The sequence below is a fragment of the Virgibacillus sp. Bac330 genome (assembly GCF_003667845.1).
In the GTDB taxonomy this organism is placed as follows: Bacteria; Bacillota; Bacilli; order Bacillales; family Amphibacillaceae; genus Virgibacillus; species Virgibacillus chiguensis.
Genome location: NZ_CP033048.1, coordinates 4,412,008 through 4,433,052, shown reverse-complemented (window position 1 = coordinate 4,433,052; position 21,045 = coordinate 4,412,008). Strand labels below are relative to the sequence as shown.

21 protein-coding genes are annotated in these 21,045 nt (G+C 38.4%); all 21 read right to left on the bottom strand.

Annotated features, from left to right (window positions below; all coding sequences use genetic code 11):
- Nucleotides 1–123: 123 nt before the first annotated feature.
- Nucleotides 124–1,452: a UDP-N-acetylglucosamine 1-carboxyvinyltransferase gene (gene murA, locus D9780_RS20785; protein ID WP_121641374.1), complete on the bottom strand. Its 1,329-nt coding sequence runs from the start codon at nt 1,450–1,452 to the stop codon at nt 124–126.
- 34 nt (nt 1,453–1,486) lie between these two features.
- On the bottom strand, nt 1,487–2,206 hold the full coding sequence (locus tag D9780_RS20780; RefSeq protein WP_162985958.1) for a YwmB family TATA-box binding protein: 720 nt from the start codon (nt 2,204–2,206) through the stop codon (nt 1,487–1,489).
- A gap of 101 nt (nt 2,207–2,307) precedes the next feature.
- On the bottom strand, nt 2,308–2,538 hold the full coding sequence (locus D9780_RS20775) for a DUF1146 family protein (RefSeq protein ID WP_121641372.1): 231 nt from the start codon (nt 2,536–2,538) through the stop codon (nt 2,308–2,310).
- Nucleotides 2,539–3,027: 489 nt separating this feature from the next.
- On the bottom strand, nt 3,028–3,423 hold the full coding sequence (locus tag D9780_RS20770; protein ID WP_121641371.1) for a F0F1 ATP synthase subunit epsilon: 396 nt from the start codon (nt 3,421–3,423) through the stop codon (nt 3,028–3,030).
- Nucleotides 3,424–3,520: 97 nt separating this feature from the next.
- The gene (atpD, locus tag D9780_RS20765) at nt 3,521–4,930 is read right to left on the bottom strand and encodes a F0F1 ATP synthase subunit beta (RefSeq protein ID WP_073009287.1); all 1,410 of its coding nucleotides are present in this window, start codon (nt 4,928–4,930) and stop codon (nt 3,521–3,523) included.
- Nucleotides 4,931–4,973: 43 nt separating this feature from the next.
- Nucleotides 4,974–5,843: an ATP synthase F1 subunit gamma gene (gene atpG / locus D9780_RS20760; protein WP_073009284.1), complete on the bottom strand. Its 870-nt coding sequence runs from the start codon at nt 5,841–5,843 to the stop codon at nt 4,974–4,976.
- A 48-nt stretch (nt 5,844–5,891) separates the two neighbouring features.
- Complete coding sequence (atpA, locus tag D9780_RS20755; protein WP_073009281.1) at nt 5,892–7,403, bottom strand: F0F1 ATP synthase subunit alpha; 1,512 nt, start codon at nt 7,401–7,403, stop codon at nt 5,892–5,894.
- A gap of 18 nt (nt 7,404–7,421) precedes the next feature.
- A complete protein-coding gene (locus tag D9780_RS20750) occupies nt 7,422–7,967 on the bottom strand; it encodes a F0F1 ATP synthase subunit delta (protein WP_073009278.1) in 546 nt (181 codons plus the stop codon).
- Nucleotides 7,964–8,491 carry a F0F1 ATP synthase subunit B gene (atpF, locus tag D9780_RS20745; protein WP_073009275.1) on the bottom strand — a complete coding sequence of 176 codons (528 nt, stop codon included), beginning with the start codon at nt 8,489–8,491 and terminating at the stop codon, nt 7,964–7,966. Before atpF ends, D9780_RS20750 begins: the two co-directional genes overlap by 4 nt.
- Nucleotides 8,492–8,604: 113 nt before the next feature.
- The gene (gene atpE / locus D9780_RS20740) at nt 8,605–8,817 is read right to left on the bottom strand and encodes a F0F1 ATP synthase subunit C (protein WP_073009272.1); all 213 of its coding nucleotides are present in this window, start codon (nt 8,815–8,817) and stop codon (nt 8,605–8,607) included.
- 46 nt (nt 8,818–8,863) lie between these two features.
- Nucleotides 8,864–9,589 carry a F0F1 ATP synthase subunit A gene (gene atpB / locus D9780_RS20735; RefSeq protein ID WP_121641370.1) on the bottom strand — a complete coding sequence of 242 codons (726 nt, stop codon included), beginning with the start codon at nt 9,587–9,589 and terminating at the stop codon, nt 8,864–8,866.
- A 5-nt stretch (nt 9,590–9,594) separates the two neighbouring features.
- Nucleotides 9,595–9,981 carry an ATP synthase subunit I gene (locus D9780_RS20730; protein WP_121641369.1) on the bottom strand — a complete coding sequence of 129 codons (387 nt, stop codon included), beginning with the start codon at nt 9,979–9,981 and terminating at the stop codon, nt 9,595–9,597.
- A 505-nt stretch (nt 9,982–10,486) separates the two neighbouring features.
- Nucleotides 10,487–12,688, bottom strand: a complete 2,202-nt coding sequence (locus D9780_RS20725; protein ID WP_305847183.1) for a S8 family serine peptidase — start codon at nt 12,686–12,688, stop codon at nt 10,487–10,489.
- 230 nt (nt 12,689–12,918) lie between these two features.
- Entirely contained in the window at nt 12,919–14,037 is a 1,119-nt protein-coding gene (gene wecB, locus D9780_RS20720) for a non-hydrolyzing UDP-N-acetylglucosamine 2-epimerase (RefSeq protein WP_073009263.1), read from the bottom strand.
- An 87-nt stretch (nt 14,038–14,124) separates the two neighbouring features.
- Complete coding sequence (upp, locus tag D9780_RS20715) at nt 14,125–14,754, bottom strand: uracil phosphoribosyltransferase (protein ID WP_073009260.1); 630 nt, start codon at nt 14,752–14,754, stop codon at nt 14,125–14,127.
- Nucleotides 14,755–15,489: 735 nt separating this feature from the next.
- Complete coding sequence (gene glyA / locus D9780_RS20710; RefSeq protein ID WP_073009257.1) at nt 15,490–16,734, bottom strand: serine hydroxymethyltransferase; 1,245 nt, start codon at nt 16,732–16,734, stop codon at nt 15,490–15,492.
- Between the two features lie 175 nt (nt 16,735–16,909).
- Entirely contained in the window at nt 16,910–17,497 is a 588-nt protein-coding gene (locus tag D9780_RS20705; protein ID WP_121641368.1) for a TIGR01440 family protein, read from the bottom strand.
- Between the two features lie 65 nt (nt 17,498–17,562).
- Nucleotides 17,563–18,009, bottom strand: coding sequence for a ribose 5-phosphate isomerase B (gene rpiB, locus D9780_RS20700; protein ID WP_073009251.1), 447 nt, complete (start codon nt 18,007–18,009; stop codon nt 17,563–17,565).
- A 163-nt stretch (nt 18,010–18,172) separates the two neighbouring features.
- A complete protein-coding gene (locus D9780_RS20695) occupies nt 18,173–19,468 on the bottom strand; it encodes a methyl-accepting chemotaxis protein (RefSeq protein ID WP_073009248.1) in 1,296 nt (431 codons plus the stop codon).
- Nucleotides 19,469–19,483: 15 nt separating this feature from the next.
- The gene (locus D9780_RS20690; protein ID WP_121641367.1) at nt 19,484–20,089 is read right to left on the bottom strand and encodes a low molecular weight protein arginine phosphatase; all 606 of its coding nucleotides are present in this window, start codon (nt 20,087–20,089) and stop codon (nt 19,484–19,486) included.
- Between the two features lie 275 nt (nt 20,090–20,364).
- Nucleotides 20,365–20,916: a manganese efflux pump gene (locus tag D9780_RS20685; RefSeq protein ID WP_116277331.1), complete on the bottom strand. Its 552-nt coding sequence runs from the start codon at nt 20,914–20,916 to the stop codon at nt 20,365–20,367.
- Nucleotides 20,917–21,045: the final 129 nt, after the last annotated feature.

Sequence of the window (21,045 nt, the reverse complement as noted above, 5' to 3'; positions counted from 1 at the left end):
TTATAATTTCGAATAATTTCCTAGACTACAAAAAAACAGATGACCCAAACCTTTTCATCTGTTTTTACTCATATTGTATATTTATGAAACAAAATCGTTTTAATAATAATGACAATATCCAAATTATGACAGTTTTGCAGCTATAGAACGATTGATTGGTTCTACATGCACATAAGGCAAAACTGAATTACCATGCTCATCCACTCTTTCCACATCTGCTCCTAATCCTGCTAATTTCCCAGCAAAATCCACGTAACCACGATCTAGATGCTTTAATTCCGTAACTCTAGTCACACCATCAGCGATTAAACCAGCTAAAATAAGTGCTGCAGCTGCTCGTAAATCCGTAGCCGCTACTTCAGCTCCTTGTGGATTACAAGGCCCCTCGATGATAACACTGTGTCCTTCTATTTTCATTTTTGCATTCATACGACGGAATTCTTCCACATGCATAAATCGATTTTCAAACACCGTCTCCGTAATAACACTAGTGCCTTGAGCAACTAGCATTAAGGCCATCATTTGAGATTGCATATCTGTAGGGAATCCAGGATGAGGTAACGTTTTTATATCCGTTGCCTTCAATTGCTTAGGACCAATTACCCTTAGGCCATTTTTTTCTTCTTGTACGATAACATTCATTTCTTCTAATTTGGAGATAACGGAACGTAAATGCTCAGGAACAGCATTTTCAATGAACACATTTCCTTCTGTTATTGCCGCAGCCACCATAAACGTACCTGCTTCAATACGATCAGGTATAATCGAATGCTCTGTACCATACAATTTATCTACGCCTTCAATACGAATGGTTTCTGTTCCTGCACCAACAATTTTGGCTCCCATCTTATTTAAATAATTCGCTAAATCTACAATTTCTGGCTCTTTGGCACAGTTTTCTAAAACTGTCTTTCCTTCTGCTAGCGCAGCAGCCATCATAATATTTTCGGTTGCACCAACACTTGGCATATCTAAATAAATTTTCGCACCTTTAAGACGCTTGTCGACATGAAGCTCGACAAACCCATTTCCAACATGTGTTTTCGCACCCATCGCCTCAAAGCCCTTCAAATGCAAATCAATGGGTCTAGAGCCAATTGCACACCCGCCAGGCATAGCTACTTTTGCATGACCGTAACGTGCTAATAATGGTCCGATTACAAGAACAGAAGCACGCATTTTTCTTACATATTCAAACGGAGCTTCTGTTGTTAAACGATTTGAAGCATCAACCGTAACTGTGTTATTGTCAAAATGTACACTTGCATTCATATTTTCTAACACTTGATTAATTGTATATACATCAGCTAGTTCAGGAACATCCTTAATGACACTTTTTCCTTCACTTGCAATAAGACTAGCAGCAATGACAGGGAGAACAGCATTTTTAGCACCTTCCACTTTTACAGTGCCTTGCAATTGGTGTCCACCTCTTACGATGATTTTTTCCATATTTCAAATCTCCTTCAGATCCATTTTCACTATATTAATATTCATTTATTAGGATAGGTGTTCCTATTACGTATGTAGGATTGTCCGATCCATTTTCTTCAACTGCGATTTGTATGTTCATAGGTGTATCATTTACGGAAATTTTTCGTTCCCAAACTGGTGTATAACCGTAAATAATTTTTTTATGTGTCGATTGTTCTACTGTATCTAATTGCGTCTGTTTTTGTTGTATTTGAAAATAATTTGTTAATTTGTTTAAAAAATAATCACTACTTATTATACCATTTCCTTTAGTCGTCAGACAAGCAAATTTCTTTACAGAACTTGTGAAATATTCTTTTTGAAGGTGTAAAACGGTATTAAAATAGTTTTTTTCCATATCTGAATACCATCCATGTCCTTTTATAACTACGATCAATTCTGCATCAGCATGTTCTTGACGCGGGACAATCACATGAAATACCACGTTGAACCCTTTATATATACGGCTGTCTTCAAAGGAATATTTTATTTTCTGCTCATCTTTTGTTACATGCTTATGATATTTACGACTTAGCGTTTCTACTAATTCATCTGTTCTTGCTTGGGAAATGGATTCTTTCCAAGTTGTTTCCCATTCCAGAATAGAAGCATCTTCAACAATCATAAAATAAACTAAATCCAATAATTCGTTGTCACTTCTATCATGTGTTTGCGCTACTACTGTATTTGCGACGAACAAACATAAAATTGCTAGAATAATAGACTTTTTCACAATAAAATCCCCCATATCCACCTATTTACTATAAATAGTATGAACTGGGAGAAGCAAAAGCATACATGGTCCTACACGTAATCTTTTATTATACGTAAGCCTTAAAATAAATGGTTTAAATCTCTTGACCATTGGAGTACTTCTAGAAAGAAACGGCTGACACCTGATCCAATCACGATGGTTAAAAACAGAATTAATATTTGCGCCTCTTTGGCTCTTCCTTTTTTAATCATTGGCTCAAAATTAATTGCCATCATCAATTTCCATGTTACATATATAAAGAGAATATGTGAAATTAAACTAACTAATGCCTGTTGTCCTAGTGAAAACATAAGAACCACCTTTATACATTACTGATTAGATTATCACCAAGTTTTAAAGGAGAAAGGCCCCTTTTTGAAATACTAAAATCCAAAAGACTTTAGGCTCTTAAATGAAAACACTTTCCCATAAAACTCTCCTAATTGAAGCGCTACTAGTTACTTTGCCATGGATATGGAAAAAAGTCAATGTAAATGATAGCTAGAGATTTATATCCCGTCTGAAAGTAGTTTGAAATAACTACATTTCCCGGGAAATATCGACATTGCTGTAGATAATACTGACAATTCGCTTTCATGGATAGACTTTCTTATTTATAAAAAAAGTCAATGGAATTTACATTTTCCACTAATTTTTAATGGTTTGGAAAAAATTGTATTTATATATATTTTTTTGGAAAAAATAACCATCGTTTTGCTATGTTATATAATCCAAAATTTTTTACTTTCCTATAATGCAAAAAATCTCCTATAACATATTGTTATAAGAGATTTTTCAAATTATCTTATTACCCTTAAGCGATTGATAGCTCTTTTGAGAGCTAGTTCTGCTCTTAACGTATCAATATCATCTTGTTTTGATTGGAGACGGCGTTCCGCACGCTCTTTTGCACGCTCGGCACGATCGATATCAATGTCAGATGGTTTTTCTGCAGACTGCGCTAAAATTGTCACTTTGTCGGGACGCACTTCCATAAAACCACCATTAACCGCTAATTTATCTACATGATTTTCACGTTTCAAACGAACTACATTAATGGACAATGGTGCAACTAAAGGAATGTGACCAGGTAAAATACCCAATTCTCCACTTTCTGCTTTACAACTCACCATTTCGTAGCTATCTTCTAGTACTGGACCGTCAGGAGTAACAACACTCACCGTTAGTGTTTTCAAAACAACCCCTCCTTAGCTTAACATGAAGGCGGTCAATGCATAAATACGTATTCATCAACCTGCAAGTATGAATAGGATTCATTCCTATCAAGCCTCTTTATTCCATGCTTTTTGCTTTTTCAACTACTTCTTCAATACGCCCTACTAAACGGAAGGCATCTTCTGGTAGATCATCGTATTTTCCAGCTAATATTTCTTTAAACCCTTTTACTGTTTCTTCTACAGGAACATAGGAACCTGGTTGACCTGTAAATTGTTCTGCAACGTGGAAGTTTTGTGAAAGGAAGAATTGAATACGACGTGCACGAGACACAACGAGTTTATCCTCATCACTTAACTCATCCATACCTAAGATCGCAATAATATCTTGTAGTTCTCGATAACGTTGTAATGTTTGCTGTACTTCCACAGCTACGTCATAATGCTCTTGTCCAACAACTTCTGGGTCTAACGCACGTGAAGTGGAAGCTAACGGATCCACCGCAGGATAGATACCTTGTTCTGATAAACCACGATCAAGGTTTGTTGTTGCGTCTAAGTGCGCAAACGTTGTTGCTGGTGCAGGGTCCGTATAGTCATCAGCAGGTACATAAATAGCCTGGATGGATGTAACAGAACCTTTTTTCGTAGATGTAATACGTTCCTGTAATTGTCCCATTTCTGTTGCTAACGTTGGTTGGTAACCAACCGCAGAAGGCATCCGTCCTAATAATGCAGATACTTCTGTTCCTGCCTGTGTAAAACGGAAGATGTTGTCGATAAATAACAATACATCCTGCCCTTGCTCATCACGGAAATATTCTGCCATTGTTAGTCCAGTTAGGGCTACACGCATACGCGCACCAGGTGGTTCGTTCATTTGACCAAACACCATCGCTGTTTTAGAAATAACACCAGAATCCTTCATTTCATAGTACAGATCATTACCTTCACGGGTACGTTCACCAACACCGGCAAACACAGAAATACCACCATGCTCTTGTGCTATGTTATTAATAAGCTCTTGAATAAGTACTGTCTTACCAACACCGGCTCCACCAAACAAACCGATTTTTCCACCTTTTACATAAGGTGCAAGTAGGTCGACTACTTTTATTCCTGTTTCCAAGATTTCTGTTTCCGTTGTTAAATCTTCAAATTGTGGTGATTGACGATGAATTGGATCACGACGCACACCTGAGTCCAACGGTTCATCCAAGTCAATATTGTCTCCGAGTACGTTAAATACTCTACCTAATGTTACATCGCCAACAGGAACCGAAATCGGGCTTCCTTGGTCAACAACCTCCAAACCACGTCTTAAGCCATCTGTTGATGACATCGCAATGGTACGGACACTGTTATCACCTAAATGAAGCGCAACCTCCAAAGTGAGCTCTTTCGTTTCATTAGATGATTCATCAGGTATTTTAACAATAATCGCATTGTTAATGTCGGGAAGCTGTCCATCAGCGAATTTAACGTCAACGACAGGTCCCATTACTTGTGTAATACGTCCTTTGCTCATCGATTTCCCTCCTAACATACTTTCCTAAATTCCTCGAAGAAGCCTATTCAAGCGCTGCGACCCCTCCGCTAATTTCTGTTATTTCTTGTGTAATTGCAGCTTGACGCACGCGGTTGTAGGTCAATGTTAAATCATCAATAAGCTCATTAGCATTATCTGTTGCACTTTTCATTGCAGTCATACTTGCCGCATGTTCACTTGCTTTTCCATCCAATAATGCTCCATAAATGAGACTCTCTGCATATTGTGGTAAAAGTACTTCGAGAATTTGTTGCTCATTTGGCTCATACTCATACTCATCATGAAAGGCAGAATCAGTAGTCTGCACCCCTAAATCTGTAATCGGCAACAGTTGCGTTGTCGTTACCTTTTGCGAGATCGCACTTACATAATGATTATAAATGATGTGTAGCTCATCAATTTCTTCATCCACATATAATTGCACTGTTTCCGAAGCAATTTCTTTAATATCTGCAAAGTCAGGCTGATCGCCAATACCAATGATGCTTTGGGTAATTGGAAGATCCATTTTTTTACAGAACTCATAGCCCATTCGACCAATGGTTATCACAGTATACTCATCTTTGGATTGATGATTCTGTTGTATTCGTTGATACAACGCTTTTAAAATATGACTGTTGTACGCTCCGACAAGTCCTTTATCTGCTGTGATGACCATATATCCCGTTCGTTTTACTGCTCGTTTTTCCAACATAGGATGTGTGGTCTCTGTAGCAGAGTTTGCAATATGTGCCATCACTTCTTGAATTTTTTTACTGTAAGGTTCAAAAGCTTTTGTATTTTGCTCTGCTTTTGCCATTTTAGAAGCTGAAACCATCTGCATGGCAGAGGTGATTTTTTTCGTTTTTTGGGTAGAAGTTATTCTACCTTTAATCTCTCTAAGTGATGCCAAGCTCGTTCACCGCCCTTTCTCATAAAAGGTTACGCGCTATTATATACATTAACCTTCAGATGGCAAAAATGTTTTCTTGAAAGCTTCGATAGCTTCGTTCATTTCTGATTCATCAGGTAATTTTCCAGTCTCACGAATGGAAGTTAGAAGCTCTTTGCGATTATTCTCTAACCAATTATTCATTTCCTCTTCGAAACGAAGAATGTCTTCTACTTTAATATCATCAAGGAACCCTTTGGTGAGTGCATAAATACTCATAACTTGTTTTTCTACAGCCATTGGTTTATGCAACCCTTGTTTTAATATCTCTACGGTTCGTTCCCCACGGTTTAGTTTTGCCTGTGTCGCTTTATCCAGATCGGAACCAAATTGCGCAAATGCTTGTAATTCACGATAAGAAGCTAAGTCCAAGCGCAAAGTACCTGCAACTTTTTTCATCGCCTTGATTTGTGCGGAACCCCCAACACGTGATACGGATAAACCAGCATTAATTGCTGGGCGAACGCCAGAGAAAAATAGATCCGATTGTAAGAAAATTTGTCCGTCTGTAATAGAAATAACGTTTGTTGGTATATAGGCAGCAATATCACCAGCTTGTGTTTCAACAAATGGTAATGCCGTTAAAGAACCGCCACCTTTTGCATCACTTAACTTCGCCGCACGCTCTAATAAACGGGAGTGAATGTAGAATACGTCACCAGGAAATGCTTCACGTCCAGGCGGGCGACGTAAAAGTAATGAAAGCTCACGATAAGCTACAGCCTGTTTGGACAAATCATCATAAACTACAAGCACGTGCTTACCGTTATACATAAATTCTTCTCCCATAGCAACACCTGCATAAGGAGCTAAGTATAATAATGGAGCAGGATCAGAAGCACCAGCTGATACAACGATCGTATAATCTAAAGCACCATAACGGCGGAATGTTTCCACGGTGCCTCGTACAGTAGAGTCTTTCTGACCAATCGCCACATAAATACAAATCATGTCTTGATCTGCTTGGTTCAAAATGGTGTCTACCGCAACCGTTGTTTTACCTGTTTGTCGGTCACCGATAATTAATTCACGTTGCCCTCTACCAATTGGTACGAGCGCATCAATCGCTTTTATACCTGTTTGTAATGGTTCGTCAACAGATTTACGATCCATTACCCCTGGTGCAGGAGATTCAATCGGACGTGTTTTTGTTGCTTCGATCGCACCTTTACCGTCCAATGGTTGTCCTAGTGGGTTAACCACACGACCAATTAATTCATCTCCAACAGGTACTTGCATAATACGTCCTGTACGACGTACTTCATCGCCTTCTTTTATTTCACTGTAAGGACCTAAAATAACAATCCCCACATTACTTTCTTCTAAGTTCTGCGCTAAGCCCATCACGCCATTAGAGAATTCCAGTAATTCCCCGGCCATCGCGTTATCTAGACCATGAGCACGAGCAATACCGTCACCGATTTCGATTACTGTGCCGACATCGCTAACTTCAATATCTGTATCAAAAGTTTCAATTTGCTGTTTAATCAGACTGCTAATCTCTTCAGCTTTGATGCTCATACCATTTCACCCCTATCTTCATTTGTTTGCAGTTACAATATTTCGCTCAATTCTTTTCAGCTTACCGCTAACGGAGCCATCATAAATCGTATTGCCAACACGTATTTTCATACCACCGATTAAAGAAGGTTCAACAATATTTGTTAGCTCGATTGCCTGTTTATTAAAACGCTTGGCAAAGCTTGACTCCAATTGCCGACATTCTTCCTCCGATAATGCTCTTACAGAATAGACGGTTGCAGCTGCAATCCCTTTTGCATCATTTACTAGCCGGATAAAATGATCAATAATTGCCGGAAGTAATTCAATTCGATGACGCTGCACAAGCAGATTTAATATATTCACCACTTCTTTATGCGCCTGTTGAAATACATCTCGCAAAAATTGTTGTTTCTTCGCATTGCTAATACGTGGATGCATGAGGAATGTATAAAGATCTTTATTGTCTTGAAAAGCTTTTTTGACTACTTTCAACTCTTGAGTCAACGCTTCAAGTAGAGACTTTTCTTGACCAAGTTGGAAAAGAGCATCCGCGTAACGCTTCGCTATTGTTTCATTACTCATAGCTCTTCTCCTACCTCTTTAATGTACTCATTAATTAGCTTCTCTTGATCTTTCTCATCGATTTCTTTTTCAATCACTTTCGTTGCAATTAAAACGGATAATGATGCAACTTTATCTTGTAAAGCTTGTAATGCTTTTTCTTTTTCATTTTGGATGTCTGCTTGGGCAGACTCTTTAAGGCGGTTAGCCTCTTCGCGAGCTGCTCGAATAATTTCTTGCTCTTGCTTTTGACCAGCCTCTTTTGCATCGTCCACGATCTTTTGTGCTTCCTGTTTCATTTGCTTTAAGCGTTCCTGTGCTTCTTGAGAAGCTTTTTCAGCATCAGCACGGCTTTTTTCAGCTGCATCTATTTCATTAGCTACATATTCTTCACGCTTTTGCATCATATTAATAATTGGACCCCAAGCGAATTTCTTTACTAAGTATAGTAGAAGAAGGAAGAAGAATAATTGAACAAGCATATCACCTACTCTTAAGCCTCCAACGCTGGCACCTACAGATAAAACATCGATGTATGAATACACTAATCTCACTCCTTTCGTGATCGGTAACAACTTCAAACCATTTTTCGATTAAACCCCATAAAGGAATGGCGAAGACTGTTTAGCTAATCCTCGCCATGTTAAATTATGATAGTTTACATAAAAATAGCCATAAATGCGATTACCGCTGCGATAATAGGAATCGCCTCAACTAGTGCTACACCAACAAACATTGTACCTTGTAATGAACCTTTTAATTCTGGTTGACGAGCAATCCCTTCTACTGTTTTACTAACGATCATCCCGTTACCAAGACCAGCGCCTAACGCTGCCAATCCAATTGCTATTGCTGCTGCTAAAGCTTCCATTCTTATTTCCTCCTTTTATTATAAACCTATTTTTTTATGTTTTTATTTAATGGTCACTGCTCACCTTATGAGACAAATACACCATTGTTAACATTGTAAAGACAAAGGCTTGAATTCCACCAATAAAGACACTGAATCCTTGCCATGCAAGCATTGGTACTGCTGCGAAAATAAAACCGAATGGTATATTCGCTGTTGCGAGCATCACAAGTAAGCCTAACAACACTTCCCCTGCATAAATATTACCGAATAGACGTAAACCTAACGTTAACGTATTGGTAAACTCTTCAATGATTTTGAAAGGGAGCATAATTGGTGAAGGACTAACATAGCCTTTCAAATAATGCTTCATACCTTGAATCTTGATTCCATAAAAATGGGTTAATAAAATAACCATACCTGATAATGTTAATGTTAATGTTGCATCAGCCGTCGGCGATTTCCACCATAAATCATGACCAATTACCCCTACTGTGGCTACTCCTAGCAAATTACTAACTAAGATATAGGTTATTAATGTTAAACCAAGCGGGAGGAATATTTTACCGGTTTTCCAATCCATGGTATCGCTAATAATCCCTTTCACGAATTCAACGATCCATTCCATAAAATTTTGCAAACCAGTTGGCCTCATTTGCAACTTTCGACTTGCAATGACACTAAGTATAAACACGATGGCTGAAGAAACAGCTACCATGAAAAGATTCGCCAAGTTGACGTCCAACCAGGAAATACCAAATAGGTCATGTGCTATTGGCGCAGTATGATTCACGTTGTTCACCCCTCCTTCTTGTGCGATTGTTTAAAGTTACTTAGAGCAAAATCTATCATAATGACAGGATAAGATGTCATTAATCCAATAATTACAGCGATCATATGAAAGTAGGCATCAAACCGAATGGTAATTAATATGGCAAGAATTGCGGCAGTCATACGCGATAGGGTACCTAACGTTTTTACTTTTTGATTACTCGTCACAGCCTCGCCAAACAGATCTACTTTCTTCTGGAGTAAGTACAAGTTATAAAAGCTGATAGATGTGCCTAGTAACAAACCAAGAAAGATCCGTACATACGGTGTAAAGCCAGCTCCTATAACAAAAATCGCAAGCAGATAGAGCATCCATTTCCGCTGTCGCGCAACCATTATTTTATATTCCGACATAATTCCCTCTTCCCTTGCCCATAATACAGCATGTACATACGCAAAATGTTCTGCCTATTCAGCTATAGCTTTACGCTTTAAACTACTAAAGCTTAAGAAATTCGTATGTAAAAAAAGATCCATCTACATAGTATACTACAGCTTTTTTCACTTTACTATGAAGTTTATGTGAACAAATGAACAGGTAAGTAGCAAACCCGAAATGAAAGCGTTAATATTTATGAAGCCACTACCTTTCCACACTAAGCAAGTTTACATGAGGGACCCCTTAATGTCAATTGGTTTCAAGCATAATTTGCAAAGGAGAAGATAAGATTTTTAACCTCCAAAGAATTAAAAATCCCTCTTCCTAGTATAGTGTATATTCTTTGTCTAAAACGTGACAATTTAGTGAACAAAGGAACACTTAGAACAACTAGGCTTACGGTCAAGCCCTTATGACGAAAACCCTTCCTTTTACTTATACGATAAAGCCTTTTCCTATAATGCAAACCAACGCTTATCTCTACTTCGGAGGGACATATATCATTGTTTCATAGCTTGCATTTTCCCCTGTGTTAAGTTCTGCAGTAACGACTGCATAGTAGAAACCTGCCTTCCCGACTTTTTGCGCTTTTAATTCACCTTCATTCATCCCTGCTTCCACATCCGTATTCTCTATAAGCTGTCTATCAAATACAAGCGTATCTGGATCATACAAATTTACTTGTACTTTTGTGGCTGGTTCTGTCATATAATAACGATAGGAAAATGCATCATTCGATAAAGGCTCTAATGCAAATTCAAACCCCATCGCCTTTGGGTTATCCGCATTCTGATTAACAAATAAATACGGTAAATGATGTACTGTATTGCTTTGCTTTAACGTGAGCCAACCTTGATGAACGCCTTCTTCTAACTGTTGAGATGTTATTCTTGCTCCAATAGAAAGTTGTTTTGTTTCATTCGGTGGTATTGTTACAGCTTGTGGTAAGTTCCAACTTATCCCGCGTTGCTTATATGGCATGTCGAAATAATACGTTTGTTCTTCATTTGTCCTATTTTCTATGGTAATTTGTTCGTTTTTCATTTCACTGTTCCCCTGAACTTTACCAAACGTTATTCGTGGATCATCTATAATCGTCCTCGTTTCTATAGCTTCTTTAGGCTGAATGAGGCCCATTCCTTGAATAGTAGGATGTAACGGTTTTTGATTTACTTCCATTCGTAACGCTGTCGTTTTAATCGCTCCATATATTTGTTGATTCGTCCACTCAGGTCTAGCTTCTTTTATTAATGCAATGACACCACTTACATGAGGAGCGGCCATGCTTGTTCCTTGTAAAGCTTGATAACCACCAGGAACTGTACTTACAATATTCGTCCCAGGCGCGACAACATCTGGCTTAATATTCCAATTAACAGTGACTGGCCCTCTTGAACTAAATGGGGCAATAGAAGAAGCTTTGTCTTCGTATTTCGTATCTAAATGAAGATGATCTGACTGTAAGTATTCCTCCAGCCATGCACCATCCTGCTTCGATATCGAAGCAACCGGAATCTGAACAGCATCTTTAGCAGTAGATACATCTCCTTGTAGAGTTCCTTCTTCATTGTTTGCAATGATTACAGCTTTAGCACCGGCAGCTTGGGCTTGTTCCACTTTTTCAACAAAAGGAGTTTCATCTCGTTGAAAGAGAGCTATTTTCCCTTTTACATTTGCGCCTTTGTTTGCACGCATAATGGGATAAAATGTATCGAGCAGCCACGGCGGTGCACCCGCCATTTCTTGAATCGAAATACGCTTATTCTCCCATCGAGCATATAAATATGGGACTTGTTGTGGATGACTGGCAGCACCAACGGATAATGCGTGATTTGCTGTTGCAGGTGAGCCAACAGTCCATCCTCCAGGACCCGCATTCCCATTCGCTATAACAACAGCAACACCTAATTCAGCAGCTTTATTTACAGCTACACTTGTCGGATAATCTGGTCCATTCACTTGGTTACCTAAAGACAAATTAATGATATCCACATCATCTTTTATCGCCTGCTCCATAGCAGCAATTACCTGTACCGAAGTACCACTTCCTCCTGGACCTAACGCGCGATAACCGTATAACTCCGCATCAGGGGCTACGCCTTTTAAATTTCCGTTGGCAGCAATAATGCCAGCAACATGCGTACCGTGTAATGTCGGTTCTCCTTGTTGCGGCTTTGTTTCCATCGGATCATTATCTAAATCAACCACATCATACCCTGATTTATAATTCGTCTGTAAATCTGGATGGTTATAATCTATTCCAGTATCTATCACGCCCACTTTAACACCTTTACCTGTATATGTTGTATTATTCAAATCAAAAGGAAAAATGGCGTTTTTATCGTTCGGTTGATTAAATTGGCTCGTTGTTGTTTCATACTTATGGACGGGGTGAACGTTTTTCACAAACTCTAGCGACCCCATTCGCTCCAGTTGTCTTTTATCTCCTTTTAAAGCAAGACCGTTAAACAATTCTGTATACACTGCCACTACTTGAATAGAGGGATAATGATTCTCCAAAAACAATTGATGATCTTTTGGATTACCTTTTACTTCAATAATAATGGATTTCTCATTCATTTTTTGCTTCTCTTTCAACTGTTCTCCTGAGCTAGTAACACCTATAGAAATAAGTGTCATTATCACGACTATCATACTAATAATCATTATTCGTACACGCATAGCATCCTCTCCTTAATAAGTAGGATTTGATGAAAGAAAGGGAAATATACGTGTATATATGAGCTAATACCCATTTACGCTGTTCAAGTGCAACCGCTACGAAAAACACTATGCATATTTTGATAAAACGATGTCGCTTGCCTTATACTATAAAACCGAAAAAGCTTTATACTTTTCGATAATGCCAAAAAAGAGATGCTAGGCATACGTAGCATCTCTTTTTTTATATATTATTTATCAAAATAATCCACTATAGTATCAGCAATTCTGCGGGAGGCTTGTCCATCACCGTAAGGGTTTGACGCTTTTGCCATCTTCTCATAAGCTTGTTTATTCGTTAACAATTCATTTGCCATTTGATAAATAGGTTCTTCTTCTGTTCCAGCCAATTTCAACGTTCCAGCTTCAATGCCTTCTGGTCGTTCTGTTGTATCTCTTAACACAAGGACAGGAACTCCAAGCGATGGTGCTTCTTCCTGTACACCTCCAGAATCTGTCAATATTAAGTGTGCACGTGACGCGAAATTATGAAAGTCAACGACACCCAAAGGGTCAATTAAGTCAATACGCGCATCATTACCTAAAATCTCATCTGCTGCTTGTTTCACAACAGGATTCAAGTGTACCGGATAAACAACGTGAACATCATCATGCGTTTCCACTAAACGTTTAATTGCTCTAAACATTTGCTGCATATTTTTCCCTAGGTTCTCTCTCCGATGTGCAGTCATGAGAATAAGTCGTTTTCCTGCTATACGTTCTAAAATTGGACTCGTGTACGAAGGGTCTACCGTAGTTTTCAGTGCATCAATAGCTGTATTTCCTGTAACAGCAATTCGTTCGCTAGGCTTATTTTCCTGTAATAAATTCGCTTTTGATTTTTCCGTTGGAGCAAAGTGTAAGTCTGCCATAACCCCGGTTAATTGGCGATTCATTTCTTCTGGATAAGGAGAGTACTTATTCCACGTCCTTAGACCAGCTTCTACGTGACCTACTGCAATTTGGTTGTAATATGCAGCAAGAGAAGCAGCAAACGTAGTAGTTGTGTCTCCATGAACAAGCACAATATCAGGCTGTGTCTTTTTCATTACTTCGTCTAGCCCCTCTAACGCTCTTGTCGTAATTTGCGCTAGTGTTTGTTGCTTCTTCATAATGTTCAAATCATAATCTGGGGTAATGTCAAAAATCCCCAACACTTGATCTAGCATTTCACGATGTTGTGCAGTCACAGTGACAATGGATTCAAATTCCTCACTCCGCTTGTTCAACTCGAGAACGAGCGGAGCCATTTTAATAGCTTCTGGCCTCGTTCCAAAAATCGTCATTACTTTTATCCGATTACGTGTCATATATGTTCACTCCAGAATGTATTGTCATTTCCATCTATTGTACCGAAAAAAAGCTTATCTTGCTATCCTGCACCTAAATTTTGTGGACTACTTTGTTCCAAAAAGTCGATCGCCAGCGTCTCCTAATCCAGGAATAATGTAACCTTTTTCATCCAACTTTTCATCCATCGCACCTAAGTAAATGTCAACATCAGGGTGCTCTTGCTTAATTACTTCTACGCCTTCTGGTGCAGCTATTAAACACATCAACTTTACATGCTTTGCTCCCCTATTTTTCAATGAATGGATAGCATCATTTGCCGAACCACCTGTCGCTAACATAGGGTCGATAACGATCAATTCACGCTCATGAATATCAGAAGGTAATTTTATATAGTATTCAACTGGCTGTAATGTATTAGGATCACGGTAAAGCCCAACATGACCTACCTTAGCAGCAGGTATTAAATCAAGCATTCCGTCTACCATCCCTAATCCTGCACGCAGAATAGGTACTAAACCAATTTTTTTGCCTGCTAGAACGTTTGATTTTGTTTCCATTACTGGGGTTTCGATCGTTTTTTCTTGTAATGGAAGGTCTCGTGTAATTTCAAATGCCATAAGCATGGAAACTTCATCGACTAACTCACGAAACTCTTTAGTACCCGTGTTTTTATCTCTTATGTACGTTAGTTTATGTTGAATTAATGGGTGATCAAGTACAAATACTTTTCCCATGTCGCCGTTCACTCCTTTTGTTTAGTTGCATCTTTCAAATTGTACTCAAAATTACTTTCACATGCAAGTTATGCTTTACATTGGCTCCCATTGTTGGAGCCCTTGATCGATAAGATAGAAACACCCTTCACATACTTCCTGCATCATATAAGTGTCATGATCTAGACACATTTAAACATAGATACTCTTTATACAGGCGAGTCAACATTCCATGGTTTCGGAAAACGTAGCTATTCACGAAATTTAAATCATTTTTTATATGTTAAAGTAAGGTTGCCTCCTTGTAGACTTTCTTTAACAAACATTTATTATTCACAGTATTATTTATGAGAAAAACTGTACTATTTCATACTTTATATAAGAAAAATTTAGTTTACCGCCAGGATGCTGTAATTTTTCTTATACTGTAAACCTTAAAACTTCTACTTTCCTATAGTATGAAAAAAGGCTCAGGGCACCCGGTTAGCAACGTAGCGAGTGGAACGAAACGACTAAAGTTTTAGGAATCATACTCCTGCAACAGGAGTATGCTGGCGCCCTCCGGCAAGCCCGCCTTTAGTCGGCCTTCCTATTTAGAATGAACCGATGATGACTTAGCGTAAGGTAATGGAGTGAAGTCGCCTAGTTGCTGGTCGCTTGCGCCGGACATGGCTAAATAACTTAGTTAGTTTATCCACAACTGCATTTCTAATTTCTAGACTATAAAAAAAGAGATGCCAAATCGGCACCTCTTTGTTATGCATAAACAGCATAAAGTGGAAATTTTTCAGTTAATGTTTTCACACGTTGTGCAGCTGTCTCTAGCACCTTTTGATCTTCATGATTTTTTAACGTCATTGCCATAATAGACGCTATTTCTTTCATTTCTGACTTGCCAAAACCACGCGTAGTAACTGCTGCTGTTCCAATACGTAAACCACTAGTAACAAACGGACTTTCTGTATCAAAAGGTATCGTATTTTTATTAGCAGTTATTCCAATTGAATCCAATACGTGTTCAGCTACTTTCCCTGTTAAATCTAGTGGAGTAACATCTAATAATAAAAGATGGTTATCCGTACCTCCAGATACGATACGTATTCCTTCAGATTGTAACGCTTCTGCTAGCATCTTGGCGTTTTCAATAACATGTTTACTATACGTTTTAAAAGAATCAGTTAATGCCTCTTTAAAAGACACGGCTTTAGCTGCAATAATATGCATTAACGGGCCACCTTGCATTCCAGGAAAAACGGCTTTATCGATTTTCTTAGCAAATGCTTCCTTACACAAAATCATACCGCCTCTAGGTCCTCGTAATGTTTTATGTGTTGTCGTCGTAACAAAATCAGCATATGGAACTGGGTTAGGATGTAAACCAGAAGCTACTAAGCCAGCAATATGCGCCATATCCACCATTAAATATGCGCCTACTTTGTCAGCAATCTCACGAAATTTTGCAAAATCAATAATTCTTGAATAGGCACTAGCCCCAGCTACGATAAGCTTTGGCTTTTCCTGTTCTGCTATTTTTAAAACAGCTTCATAATCTAGTTTTTCTGACTCTTGATCAACACCATAATCAACAAAGCGATATAACGTACCACTAAAATTAACTGGACTACCATGTGTTAAATGTCCGCCATGATTCAAATTCATACCTAGCACTGTATCGCCAGGTTCTAAAACTGTAAAGTAAACAGCCATATTTGCCTGTGCACCAGAATGAGGCTGCACGTTTGCATGATCCGCCCCAAACAACTGCTTTGCACGATCTCGAGCAAGGTTTTCAGCGACATCTACATGTTCGCATCCTCCATAATACCGTCTTCCGGGATAACCTTCTGCGTACTTATTCGTAAGTACAGATCCCATCGCTTCCATTACTGCTTCTGACACAAAATTTTCAGAAGCAATTAGTTCAATATTATCTTGTTGACGTTTCTTTTCCGCTTCTATTGCTTGAAAGATTTCGATATCAGCTTGTTTAACATAGTCCATTTAATAACCCCCTTTTATGTATAATTCTATTGTAGCCTTAAACGGGTAGAAGAACAAACCCAATTTTTACTTCGTATTCATTGTAAAAGAAAGGAACTCTTTCTATATAAGCATTGGAACAGCAAACGTGTGATTTAGAAATGTGCTAAAAATCTTAATACGGTTTTCGCTTATTTCATTGACAGTCTCTGTTCATGGAGTCATAATTATCATCAGAATAGACAGCACGAGCGCCGCCAATTCTTTTCGCACGCGTATAAGCTGCATTAACACGTGCTTCTCCTAAAAATCGTTGTTGAAAGCGAAAAGGTATAGCAACTGGTTTCAAATGCATTCCAATCATCGTCTCACCAATATCTATCCCTGCATGTGCTGCTACATTCTCCACTACTACAGGATCTTCCAATTGTTCAAATGCATAAGCAGCCATTGCCCCACCAGCTTTTCTAACTGGTATAACGGATACTTCCTCAAATTGAAAATCAATCATCGTGCTTCTTTCCATCACCAATGCTCGATTTAAGTGCTCACAGCATTGAAAACAGAGGCGAATTCCAGTTTCATCTGCCAGCTCCTTTAATGCTTGATAAATAATAACCGCAACCTCTTTCGTTCCTGCCGTTCCAATAGACTTTCCTGCTACTTCACTAGTTGAACATCCAACCACAAATAAATTTCCGCGCTGAAGACGCCCTGACGCTTGCCACTCTTTCTGAATCCCTTTCATTTGCACTGTTAATTCTTGATAAAACGGCTCTTGCATCAACTTGAAACACCTTTCTTTCGTTATAAAAGAATCTCTAATAAGTGTGGTTTGTTATCACACACTTATTGCACTCCATCTTCATATGTTGCAATTTTACCAATGCGATTTTCATGTCGACCGCCATCAAACTCTGTTTCTAACCATACTTTTGCCACTTCACGTGCTAATCCTGGACCAACTACCCTTTCCCCCATAGCAAGTACATTCGTGTCATTATGTTGTCTTGTTAACTTCGCACTATATACATCATGTGTAAGCGCACAACGAATGCCTTTTACTTTATTTGCAGCGATAGACATGCCAATTCCAGTTCCACAGATGAAAATGCCACGATCAAATTCCCCTTTTGCTACACGTTCCGCTGCAGGTAGTGCGTAGTCAGGATAGTCAACAGAACCTTCGCAACTACAACCTGTATCTTCAAACTCCATTCCCATTTCAGTTAACAAATCTTTGATTTCGTTTCTAATTGTCATACCTGCATGATCAGCTGTTATAATTACTTTCATTTGTATAAACTCCTTTTTGTCTCTTATTTTATCATGTTCATTCCATTACATCCTAACCATTAGTCACCTCTTTGTGCGACAAGAACAGTTCTAAAGTTGATATTAACCTAGATAAAGATGGGCTTCATCGCCAAAACTTGCTAAAAATTACCAAAAACAAAAATCATTTTACTGTAAACTGATTAATTTGTTTATTCAAATTTTTAGCCTGTTCTTCCAACGCATGCGCTAATTCATCAATCTGTTCGATGGTGGAAGCTTGTTCATGTATAGAGGCATTCACTTCCTCAGCACCAGCAGATGTCTCCTCAGCTACAGCCGCTACCTCTTGGGATTGCTTTACTGTATTCTGAATGGATTCCAATTGGCGATCGACTAAATCTGTAATTCTGCCAATCTCTGTTGCCACCTCACTTACAGAACTAGACATCTCTGCAATAGAGGAATCTGTTAATTTGCCATTACTTGCTTCCTGTTTTGCATAGGATACATTATCATTAATTTTCCCAACTACGGTTGCAACATCCTCTTGTATAGCAGTAATTAATCCAGAAATTTGCTGCACAGCTTGTGCACTTTGATCTGCAAGCTTCCGAATTTCATCAGCCACTACAGCAAACCCTTTCCCATGTTCTCCGGCGCGAGCAGCCTCAATCGAAGCGTTGAGAGCTAATAAATTCGTCTGCTCAGCTATTTCACCTACAAGTGTAATAATGGTTTCCACTTGTAGCGCATTCTGTTTTAAATGATCCACATCTTTAAGGGAAGCTTCCTGTTCATTGGCAAGTTTTTGAATTCCTTCCACAAGTTGATTAACTGCGACTTTACTGCGCTCTAAAATTTCCATCATAGCGTTCGATTTATGTTTTGAATCATTTGCTTTTCGTTGCACTTCCTCGGCAAGCTCTGTTGACATTTCTACTGCTTCAGCGGTATTTTGAATGGATTCTGATGCGCTTTCTGCTCCTTTAGAAATTTCATCAGCGGAGGAGCGTATTGACATAGAATGATGGCTTGCTTGTTCGGAAGCCTGCCGAATTTGTACAACAGATTGATTCGTATTTTCAAAATGTTGATCGATATTATGTACAATATTGCGTAAGTTTTTTAACATGCTATCAAAAGCGAGTCCTAAAGCTTTTACTTCATCATCTGATTTAGAGATTTCAATAACTTGATTTAAGTTCCCTTTAGCAGCTTCTGAAGCGGCTGCTTCTAACTTTTCTAACGGTTTAACAATCACTCTTGCAGCAAAAAAAGCGAGTATACCAGACCATATAATACCAAGGATAAACGTCGTTATTGTAAAAAAGTGTTCAGAAACGTCCCAGTAATCCTTTACATAGTCATAAATAAAGTATATAAATATAGCACTTACTGAATACGTTACCAAAGCTAAGCTCGTCGTAAATAGCACGAGTTTCAAGCGCAAACTGAACCGATATTTCTTCTTCTCCATAGATCATTCCCCCGTCTACTTTGTAAGTTTTTTACGAAGCAGATCAATATACTTTTCCAACTCATCAAGCGTATCCTGATAGGTCCGCAAATCTCCACCAAAAGGATCAGAAATATCATAATTGATTAGATTCGCTTCTAGCCTTCGAATATTCACCATGTCTTCGGCTAAATGTTCTTGAATGCGTTGATTGAGAAGAGAATTATCCAGTTTATGCTGATGTTTCTGGATAAATATTGATCTTTTTTCCTCATAATCTGCATATGCTTTTTTTAACTTTTCCCATACTTCTTTATCGGCTTCTAAGACATATTCTTTTAATGTAAAGTATTTATCTTGAAATTGGGGGAAACTCATAATTAACGACTGCTTGTGCTGGGTTGTCATTGTTAAGACAACGTCAGCCCAATGAAGTAAATCTTTCGTAACCGGTTGGGAAAGATGGTTCATTTTTATTTGCTTTCGCTTTAAGACTTCAATCGTTTTAGGATTTGCTTGTTGATCATTGGCTGCAAATATACCAGCTGATTGTACTTCTACTTCCGGAATTTTATGCTTCACTAAGGCTTCAGCCATTGGGCTACGACATGTATTACCAGTGCACACAAATAACAATCTCATAATGTTACCTCCGATACTAAACTCTGATATCAATATATCATATCCATCTTTCCTTTCACCAGTTCTTCCCCCTGTATAAAGACGAATGAACAAATTCCTTTAGTAACTAGAAAAAACTTGGTATACTAACCAAGCCTTTGCGAAAATATAAAAAACATGCTTAACGCTAAATATTTACTGCAAATAACGTTGCTACTTTTGTTCGTGTAAACTTTAAAATATTGAACCTTCTCTATAGCAGAAAAACACGCGAACTATTTTTAAATTTTTCCTATTTAGCCGAATAATACATGTAAGCCAAAAGCAATTAAAATACTCCCTCCTAATAGCTCACTATAAGCACCTAAGTAACCTTCTACTCTCCTTCCAAGCAGCATGCCAATCCAAGATAGACAAGCACTTACCATTCCAAATAACAGAAGTGCTATAACCGTCTTGACTCCAGAGATACCTAAACTTAGCCCAACAGAAAAGCTATCGATACTTAAGCCGAGAGCTAACAAAAGCAATCCAACACCAACTGGTTGAATCATTTTTTTCACATTCTGATTAAAAGCAGAAAAAAACATTTGGGCACCAATCCCTACAAGTAACAATCCGCCAGCTAAATTAGTTAAACTACCAATTTGTTCTGATATCATAGTACCAAATAGAATACCTAAAAATGGCATAAGTATATGAAATAGCCCTACTACAACCCCAATGAGTGCTATTCGCTTTAAACGAAGACGCTGTAACCCTAATCCTAAACTGACAGAAAAGGCGTCAAGTCCAAGCGCAAAAGCTAAAAATAATAAGGCTGTCACCTCTCCAATGTATCCTGACACGTAAACTCCCCCTTGGACATGCTTTTAAACTATATGATGATCCAAGGGGAAATATGTTTAATTTCAACTAGCGTTGCTTAGTAGCCATATTAGATATGATTCATTTTGTTTCCCCCATATATTTAGCTG